This window comes from Streptomyces sp. NPDC002619 (genome assembly GCF_042889305.1).
GTDB lineage: Bacteria > Actinomycetota > Actinomycetes > Streptomycetales > Streptomycetaceae > Streptomyces.
This window is the reverse complement of sequence record NZ_JBIAQV010000110.1, coordinates 1-7,141: the sequence shown is the minus strand read 5'-3', so window position 1 is coordinate 7,141 and position 7,141 is coordinate 1. Positions and strand designations below refer to the sequence as shown.

Annotated in this window: 4 protein-coding genes and 4 pseudogenes; 2 read left to right on the top strand and 6 right to left on the bottom strand. The window is 66.6% G+C overall.

All coding sequences use genetic code 11. The features are described 5' to 3' along the window. Positions 1-101: 101 nt before the first annotated feature. The gene (locus ACFYXB_RS45220) at positions 102-1,106 is read right to left on the bottom strand and encodes a Rieske 2Fe-2S domain-containing protein (RefSeq protein WP_389591296.1); all 1,005 of its coding nucleotides are present in this window, start codon (positions 1,104-1,106) and stop codon (positions 102-104) included. Positions 1,107-1,419: 313 nt separating this feature from the next. Here ACFYXB_RS45220 and ACFYXB_RS45215 point away from each other — a divergent pair, with 313 nt between their 5' ends. After that, positions 1,420-2,724, top strand: a complete 1,305-nt coding sequence (locus ACFYXB_RS45215; protein ID WP_389591294.1) for a cytochrome P450 — start codon at positions 1,420-1,422, stop codon at positions 2,722-2,724. Positions 2,725-2,886: 162 nt separating this feature from the next. On the opposite strand, the gene ACFYXB_RS45210 is transcribed toward ACFYXB_RS45215, so the two are convergent. Continuing rightward, on the bottom strand, positions 2,887-3,408 hold the full coding sequence (locus ACFYXB_RS45210; RefSeq protein ID WP_389591293.1) for a DoxX family membrane protein: 522 nt from the start codon (positions 3,406-3,408) through the stop codon (positions 2,887-2,889). A 525-nt stretch (positions 3,409-3,933) separates the two neighbouring features. On the opposite strand from ACFYXB_RS45210, the pseudogene ACFYXB_RS45205 reads away from it, so the two are divergent. Next, positions 3,934-4,038 (top strand): annotated as a pseudogene (locus ACFYXB_RS45205) (transposase); the annotation flags it as partial. Between the two features lie 181 nt (positions 4,039-4,219). Here ACFYXB_RS45205 and ACFYXB_RS45200 read toward each other — a convergent pair. The 4 genes and pseudogenes from ACFYXB_RS45200 to ACFYXB_RS45185 all read right to left on the bottom strand — a co-directional run bounded on the left by ACFYXB_RS45200 (position 4,220) and on the right by ACFYXB_RS45185 (position 6,862). Next, the gene (locus ACFYXB_RS45200; protein WP_389591298.1) at positions 4,220-4,564 is read right to left on the bottom strand and encodes a PepSY domain-containing protein; all 345 of its coding nucleotides are present in this window, start codon (positions 4,562-4,564) and stop codon (positions 4,220-4,222) included. A 66-nt stretch (positions 4,565-4,630) separates the two neighbouring features. Continuing rightward, a pseudogene (locus tag ACFYXB_RS45195) lies at positions 4,631-4,798 on the bottom strand (transposase); the annotation flags it as partial. A 175-nt stretch (positions 4,799-4,973) separates the two neighbouring features. Continuing rightward, a pseudogene (locus tag ACFYXB_RS45190) lies at positions 4,974-5,771 on the bottom strand (integrase core domain-containing protein); the annotation flags it as partial. 214 nt (positions 5,772-5,985) lie between these two features. Next, positions 5,986-6,862 (bottom strand): annotated as a pseudogene (locus tag ACFYXB_RS45185) (integrase core domain-containing protein). Between the last annotated feature and the right edge of the window lie 279 nt (positions 6,863-7,141).

The window sequence follows — 7,141 nt, the reverse complement described above, 5'->3', positions numbered from 1 at the left end:
GACCCCCGTCCGATCCCGACATCCGGTCCGCAACTGAAGCGGCCCGGATGCTGCCGCCTGCCCACCAGGAGATCGATTTTCCGATCAGCTTCAGAGTCAAGCTAAGACGTGGGATAGAACTGGCGGGCCCAGTGCCGGAACTGCCCGATCGCCTGCTCGTCGGAGGCGAGTCCTGGATAGGGCCGGTACCGTTTGTGAGCCCAGATCCTGATGTCTTCGTATGCGTACTTGATGGCGGTGCCCAGCAGGATTCGTGCCGCAGCCCTGGACGCAGCGGTCCGCAGAAGTGGGCTTGTCCCACCGGGCAGCCTCGCGGTGTCGGTCACGGCGGCCGTGGTCGCGAAGCGCAGGACGGTCCGGGTGGGGCTGATGGGGGTGGGCAGGGTCCACAGGTATGTGGTCAGGCCGAGGCGGTCTACGACGACCTCGGTGGTGTGCATGCCCAGCCCGGCCATCGTGATCGTCTGGTGGGCCAGGACGCCGTCCAGCCTGGGCAGAAGGCGTCCCTTTGCGGGGTGGATGCGCACGCGGATGCGCATCAGCGGGCCGTCTGCCTCGGGTGGTGCCACCGGCCGCATGCTGAGCCCGTGCAGTTCGGAGGCATGCCGGCAGTCGAAGGAGTTCTCGAGGATGTCCTGGACCTGCGCGACCACCTCGCGCTTCCACAGCGCCGTCGGTCTGGCCCAGCTCGGCAGGGCAGGTGGCTCCCACCAGGGCTGCGTGTCGGCGGGCCCGTGCCAGACCAGCAGGAGTCCGTTGAGCTCCCGCAGCGGCAGGTGGCCGAGCCGGGCGCGCGGCGGCGACCCGCTGGGGGACGAGACACACGCTCCATCAGGGGCGAAGCCGAGCCGGTGGAAAGGGCACACGAGTAGTTGGCCGACGACCTTGCCGCCGTAACCGAGGTGGGCGCCCAGATGTGGGCAGTGGGCTTCCACCGCCTGTGCGACGCCGTCGAGGGTGCGGTACAGGACGCAGTCCTGGTCCATGAGCTGGCGCGTCACAACGCCGCCACGAGGCAGCTCACGGGAGAGGCCCAGGCAGAACCAGCCGATCGGGAACGGCAGTGTAGGCCCGAGCTCTCTCTGATCCTCGGCCGTGGCCCTCACGGGGCGACGGGCACCAACGGGTACAGAAGGTGCGATATCGGTCACAATGAGTACGTAATCAGAGGTGAAGGGCCGATGCAAGGTACCCCGTCTTCGCGTTGAGTAATCGGACAACTCCTCCGAGGCGCTGTCATGTTGCTGCGTTCGCACTGCGGCGTGGCGGCTGGTTCCGAGCCTTGAGGCGTCGGTCCGTGGGTGGGCTAGCCGAATGTTCTGGATTGTGCGCAATGTCTATAATGAGTTGGTGGTTTTGGCCTCCAACGCCGATACTCGGGCGCCGCCAGGCTGAAGGGTTGCCGTTTGTGTGCCGCCCATGCGTGCGACGCCGCTCCGAACCTCGCAACCCTGGAGTTGCACCGTGGCCTCTTCTGCGAACCGCCCAACGGCTGCCGGCTCTGCAACGACAACCGCCGCCGCTTGCACTGTCGCGGCACGTGCATACCCCTTCAGCGAACCGCATCAGCTTGACTTGGATCCGCTGTACACGAAACTCCAGGAAGAAGAGCCCGTATGCAGGGTCCAAATGCCCTATGGGGAGCAGTCCTGGCTCGCCATCGGTTACCGGGACGTACGGACAGTCCTGGCTGATCCGCGGTTCAGCCTGGCAGCCGGGCGAGGTCGTGACGAGCCCCGAATTCGACCACGGCAGCTGAGCGAAGAGCGCAGTCTCATGGGAATGGACCCGCCCGAACTGACTCGGTTGCGGAGGCTGGTCGCTCGCGCCTTCACCCCTCGCCGGGCGCAGCAGCTCCGACCGGGCATCCAGAAGATCGCCGATGAAATCGTCGGTCAGATGACCGAGTGTGGCCCGCCCATTGATCTCGTCGAGGACTTCGCGCTGCCCTTTTCCATCGCCGTCATCTGCGAACTCCTCGGCGTGCCATATGAGGACCGCCACGACTTCAGAACCTGGGTCAAGGCTTTTGTGACTGCCTCCTGTCTGTCCGAAGAAGAGACGGGGGAGCGCATCGCACGCCTCGTCGACTACATGGCTGCATTGATCGCCGAGCGGCGCGAAAAGCCTGCCGCCGATCTCCTCAGTGCCATGATCCAGGCTCGTGATCACCACGATCGTCTCACGGAAGACGAACTTCTCCATCTTGCCGTGGTCCTGCTGGTCGCCGGCTACGAGACCCTTGCCAATCAGATCCCCAACTCCGTCTACCTCCTGCTCACCCATCCCGAGCAACTCACGTTTCTGAGGCAACGTCCGGAGCACATGCCGTGTGCTGTCGACGAACTCCTTCGGTACATCCCGAGCGGAAACGCGGGCGCGCTCTTTCCACGCTACGCGACCGAGGACGTCCTCCTGGGCGGGTGCACCGTGAAGGCCGGCGACCCGGTCCTGATTTCCCTGCACGCCGCCAACCGCGATCCCCTCGTCTTCCCCGATCCGCACACGCTGGATCTCACCCGCACTCCCAACCCCCACATCGGCTTCGGCTACGGCGCGCACACCTGTCTCGGCGCCCACTTGGCGAAGGTCGAAATCGAGATTGCACTGGACGCCTTGCTGAGGCGCTTCCCCGTGCTGAGGATGGAGCCGAACGCCGACGCCGTGGAGTGGAAGAAGGGCATGGTGTTGCGGGGGCCTTCCTGCATGCCTGTCGCCTGGTGAACGGCCGACTTGTGGAAATGGACCATCCGGTCGCCCGCGAACAGGTGAACTCCCGAGAGTGGCGGCTTGGAACGCCTGCCGCTTGAGGGACTCGTGGAAGCTTTCACAGGCGGCGCTGTCGGCCGAGGTGCCGACGACACCCCACCCCACAGCCCGCCAGGCTCACCGGTTGCCGCCGGTGCGTTGGCGACGTCGGGCGCGTAGGACGGCGTCCAGGGACAGCACCGGGGCACCGGCGAGGACCAACGGGATCCAGGCCATCAGGTAGGCCAGGTCATTGCCGTAGTAGTAGGGGCTGGTGGCCCAGCTCACGGTCAGCCACAGGCTCAGCGAGATCAGCACGCCGCCGAGCGCGGCGAGGCGGGCCAGCAGACCGAGGAGCGTGCCGATGCCGACGGCGAGTTCACCGAAGGCGATGGCGTAGCCGAAGCCCACGGGGCTCTTCAGCGCCAGGTCGACCAGGGCCGGGATCGCCGACGCGTCGCGCACACTGCGCATCAGGTCGCCGATGGAGCCGGCTCCCGAGGCGTGCATGAAGGCGCTGTTGGTGAGCTTGTCCAGGCCCGCGTAGATCAAGGTGACGCCCAGGAAGACACGCAGGGGAAGTAGGGCGTAGCGGGTAGCGGTGTCCCGCCACCCGCGGCCCTCGTCAACGGAGGAGTCCCTGCGAATGCCATGAACCATCGTGCCCGCCGCCTTTCGCCCGCCGTGCCCGTGACCCCTCAACAGACCATGCGTACGGTGGGGGGCGACCGCTCAACCGCTGCGCGAACATTTTGAGTCTCCGACACAAGCGACCGCGGACGATCCGCGACACCCGGGCACACCAGTTCCCACCTGGGCGTATGAGATTTTCGGCGAAGGGGGCGTCTCGAGGCGCCGGAAGCCGCGGATGACCGATCAGGGTCGCAGTCGTTGCCTCACCTCACTATGACCTTGGCGACCATGAAGGTGTGGAAGCAGCAGTGATAGCTGTAGGTTCCGGGCGAATTGAACTGGAAGCTGAAGAGTCATGACGTCGACCCATGTCTTACGTGCGCGGATCCTCAGGCGGCCCGCCAGATGCGGGTCGCGCATCCAGACATGTCCCACGATACTGGGTCAACCGAGCCGTCCGCACCTGCTACCCGAGGCCGCTGACATCATCGGTGTCGGCCCCGACAGTGTTGCTGCCCTGCCGTCAGCGACGAACCTGAGCAGCTGGCCGGCGAGGCGTCTTTCGCCGCTCTGTGCGGGGTCAGCCCGATCGAGCAGTCCTCCGGAAAGACCCGCCGCCGACGACTGAACCGCGGCGGCAACCGCCGGGCATACTCCCGGCCGGGCGGCGGTTCCCGCCGAACCGGACTGCGCTGGCGCCGATGAGGGGTAGCCGAAGGAATCCTCGTAGCGCGGCCCCCGTGGGCCGCTGCTGTCTCCGCCTGCCGAGGTGGGGCGGACAGGGGCGGTCGCCATGGTGTCTCTCCCCTCAGACGGCCGGCCGAAGACCGACATGTCGTCAGCCCGCAGTCTCGTTCTCCTCGGTGCCCTCCTGCTTGGTGCCCGTTACCTTGAACGACTTGTCGAGGTAGACCTCGACCGACGTCCCGTCCTCCTTCTTGACCTCCACCGCGTACATGCCGGGCTTCTCCGCGTCCTCTTCGGACTTCACGACGGTTCCCGGGTATTTGGCCAGGGCCTCCGCCTCCGCCTTCTGCTTCACCTCGCCAGTCAGCGGCGGTTCCATCTTGCTGCTGGCATCCCGGGCGGCCGGGGCGCCACCCGCGCTCAGCGCCGACTGCCGGTCGGCGGCCTTTGTGCTGCCGGAGTCGGAGCCACCGCTGCAGGCGACCAGGGCAAACATGAACAGAGCGGCGGGGAGGGCGGCCAGGGTGCGACGGGCCTGTTCACCAGAAGACGCAAAGTGTGCCTGTAGCGCCAGGCGCAGTCCCTCCTTGAGCAGGTAGGCGCGGTGCAGGACGGGGTGGGCCTTGGCGATGAATTCCAGTTGCGCGCGCTGGTGTTCGGTCAGGTCGGCGGGATTCTTCCACAGCGCCCAGCGGGCCTTCTTCAGCGATTTCGAGCCCGGGGTGGGGCGGCTGTAGGGTCCCAAAAGGTCCGTATACGCGCTGACCTGCGTGTTCGCCGGGTGTCGTTGATGCTAGTTGGGCCGTGTTGTGGTACTCGTGGATGAGTCCGTTGAGGACGTCGTGGCGCTGGATCCGCTGGGCGGGGATCGGGATGACGTCGGGGGCGTCGGCAGGAGCGCGAAGTTGCAGCGCGCGGTGCGGCCTTGCGGAGTTGTAGTGGTGGGCGTACTCGGCGAGGACGTTCCGTAGGCGCTGCTCGTTGTAGATAAGTAGGCGATCGGTGCATTCGGCTCGCGCAGTACGTATGAACCTCTCTGCGTGAGCGTTCATCCGAGGCGTCTGCGGCGCGCTTTTGAGGATTTCGATGCCGTCGGCGGCGAAGACCGCGTCGAACGCTTCGGTGTAGCGGCTGTCGCGGTCGCGCAGCAGGTAGCGGAAGTTGGCGGACTGGTCACTGAGATCGGCGATTAGGTTGCGGGCGAGCTGGGTGGCCCACGCCGCGGTGGGGTGGGCGGTGACGCCGAGAATGTGCACGGTGCGGGTGCCGACCTCCATGACGAAGAACACGTACAGCCGCTTCAAGATCGCGGTGTCGACGTGGAAGAAGTCTGCGGCCAGCAGGCCGGAGGCCTGAGCGCGCAGGAACTGACGCCAGGTCGGCCCTGTGCTGGGGCCACGGCGGGGTGCGGGGCCGAGTCCGGCGCTGCGCAGGATGCGGCGGATGGTCGAGGCGCCGACGCGGCGGCCGAGGCGCCGCAATTCGCCCTGGATTCGGGTATGGCCCCACGTTGGGTTCTCGTGGGCCAGGCGCAGGATGAGGGCGGTGAGTTCCTTGGAGATCGGTGGGCGTCCGATGCGTAGTGGTTTCTGCTTCCATTTCCAGCGGAGCAGTCGGCGGTGCCAGGTGAGCAGGGTGCCGGGGGTGACCAAGCGGTGCCTGCGCAGGCGGGACGGCAGGTGTTGGGCGAGGGCTGCGCGCATGGCGCGGTCCGGCCAGGCGAGGCGTGGTCGGACGCCGAGCTGGCGGCATAGGACCGCGTTCTCGTGGCGCAGCGCGAGCAGTTCGACGTCCTTGGCTTCTTCCGAGCGTGACAGCAGCAGGAGCAGGCCGACGAGCCGGAGGAGGGCCAGGTAGATCATGCGCAGCGCCATGCAGCCCGAGCCTTGTGCGTGCCGGAAATTACGTCTGTGCTGATCAGGCGCCATGTTGGTACTCATGGAGGGTGCCGCGGAGACGGTCATGTCGGTGGATGTCGCGGTGGATGATTTGCCCTGGTTCGGTGCCCGGTTCGGGCAGGGGGGCGGAGTGGGGCGGCGGCCTGCAGTGAGCGTTGAGTTCGGTGCTCGTTGTAGTGCTGCTCGTATTCGCGCAGCGCGTGGCGTAGATGGTGTTCGTTCCAGATCAGGCTCCGGTCGAGCAGCTCTCGGCGCAGAGTTTGCACCCACCGCTCCATGACTGCGTTCATGCGCGGCGCCCGGATGCTGGTCAGGATGGTGCGGACGTCGGCGTCGGCGAGGATCTCGCCGATGAGGGCGGGGAACTTGGCGTCGCGGGCACGGATCAAGAACCGTGCCTTGGCACCGGCGTCCCGCTGCGGTGCGGGATCGATGCCCTCAGTCTTGAGGATCTCCCAGACGGTGGACGGGGCGATCTGGATGCCGAGGGTGGTGAGTTCGCCGTGGGTGTGCCGGTGGCCCCACGTGGTGTTCTCGCGGGCCAGACCCAGGACGAGTCGCCGTATGGAACGCTCGGTCGGCGGGCGGCTGGGCCGACTGAGCTTGCCGTGACGTCGCCTGATCAGATCGCGGTGCCAGCGCAGAATGGTGTCGGGGTGCATCAGCAGCCGCAGGCGCCGCAACTGGCCGCGTGGCATGTGGACCAGGAGGGCGGCGAGGAAGGCCCGGTCCTCGGGGGCGAACTTGACCCTGGTGGTGCCGAGTTGCCTTTCGAGCACAGTGAGCTGGTGGCGCAGCATCAGAATCTCGATGTCTTTGTCCCGGTCGCTCATTGGCAGCAGACGCAGGAGCGCGAAGGTGTTGGTGGCCGCGAGATAGACCAGGCGTAGCAGCACGACAGATCATGATGCCGTGTTGCCCGGTGCAGGCGAAGTCCTTCTGAGGCGATCAGCGGAGACGGTCGGAGCGTCAGGATCAGGCCCCGACCTGGACGGATGACTTATCGGCACCCGCAGAGCCCTGTGGGGTGCCAAAAGTCCCGTAGGTGTGCTGGCCTGGGCGTTCACCTTCCTGCCGTGGTCTTCGTCAGGCGGCGTCGCGGTACTCGTGGATGAGTCCGCCGAGGACGTTGTGGCGGCGGATCCGCTGTGCTGGGAAGGGGATGACTTCCGCGT

Coding starts and splice junctions, on each gene's coding strand:
- ACFYXB_RS45215 (WP_389591294.1), top strand. CDS start 1,420: ATGCGTGCGACGCCGCTCCGAACCTCGCAACCCTGGAGTTGCACCGTG.
- ACFYXB_RS45210 (WP_389591293.1), bottom strand. CDS start 3,408: ATGGTTCATGGCATTCGCAGGGACTCCTCCGTTGACGAGGGCCGCGGG.
- ACFYXB_RS45200 (WP_389591298.1), bottom strand. CDS start 4,564: ATGTTTGCCCTGGTCGCCTGCAGCGGTGGCTCCGACTCCGGCAGCACA.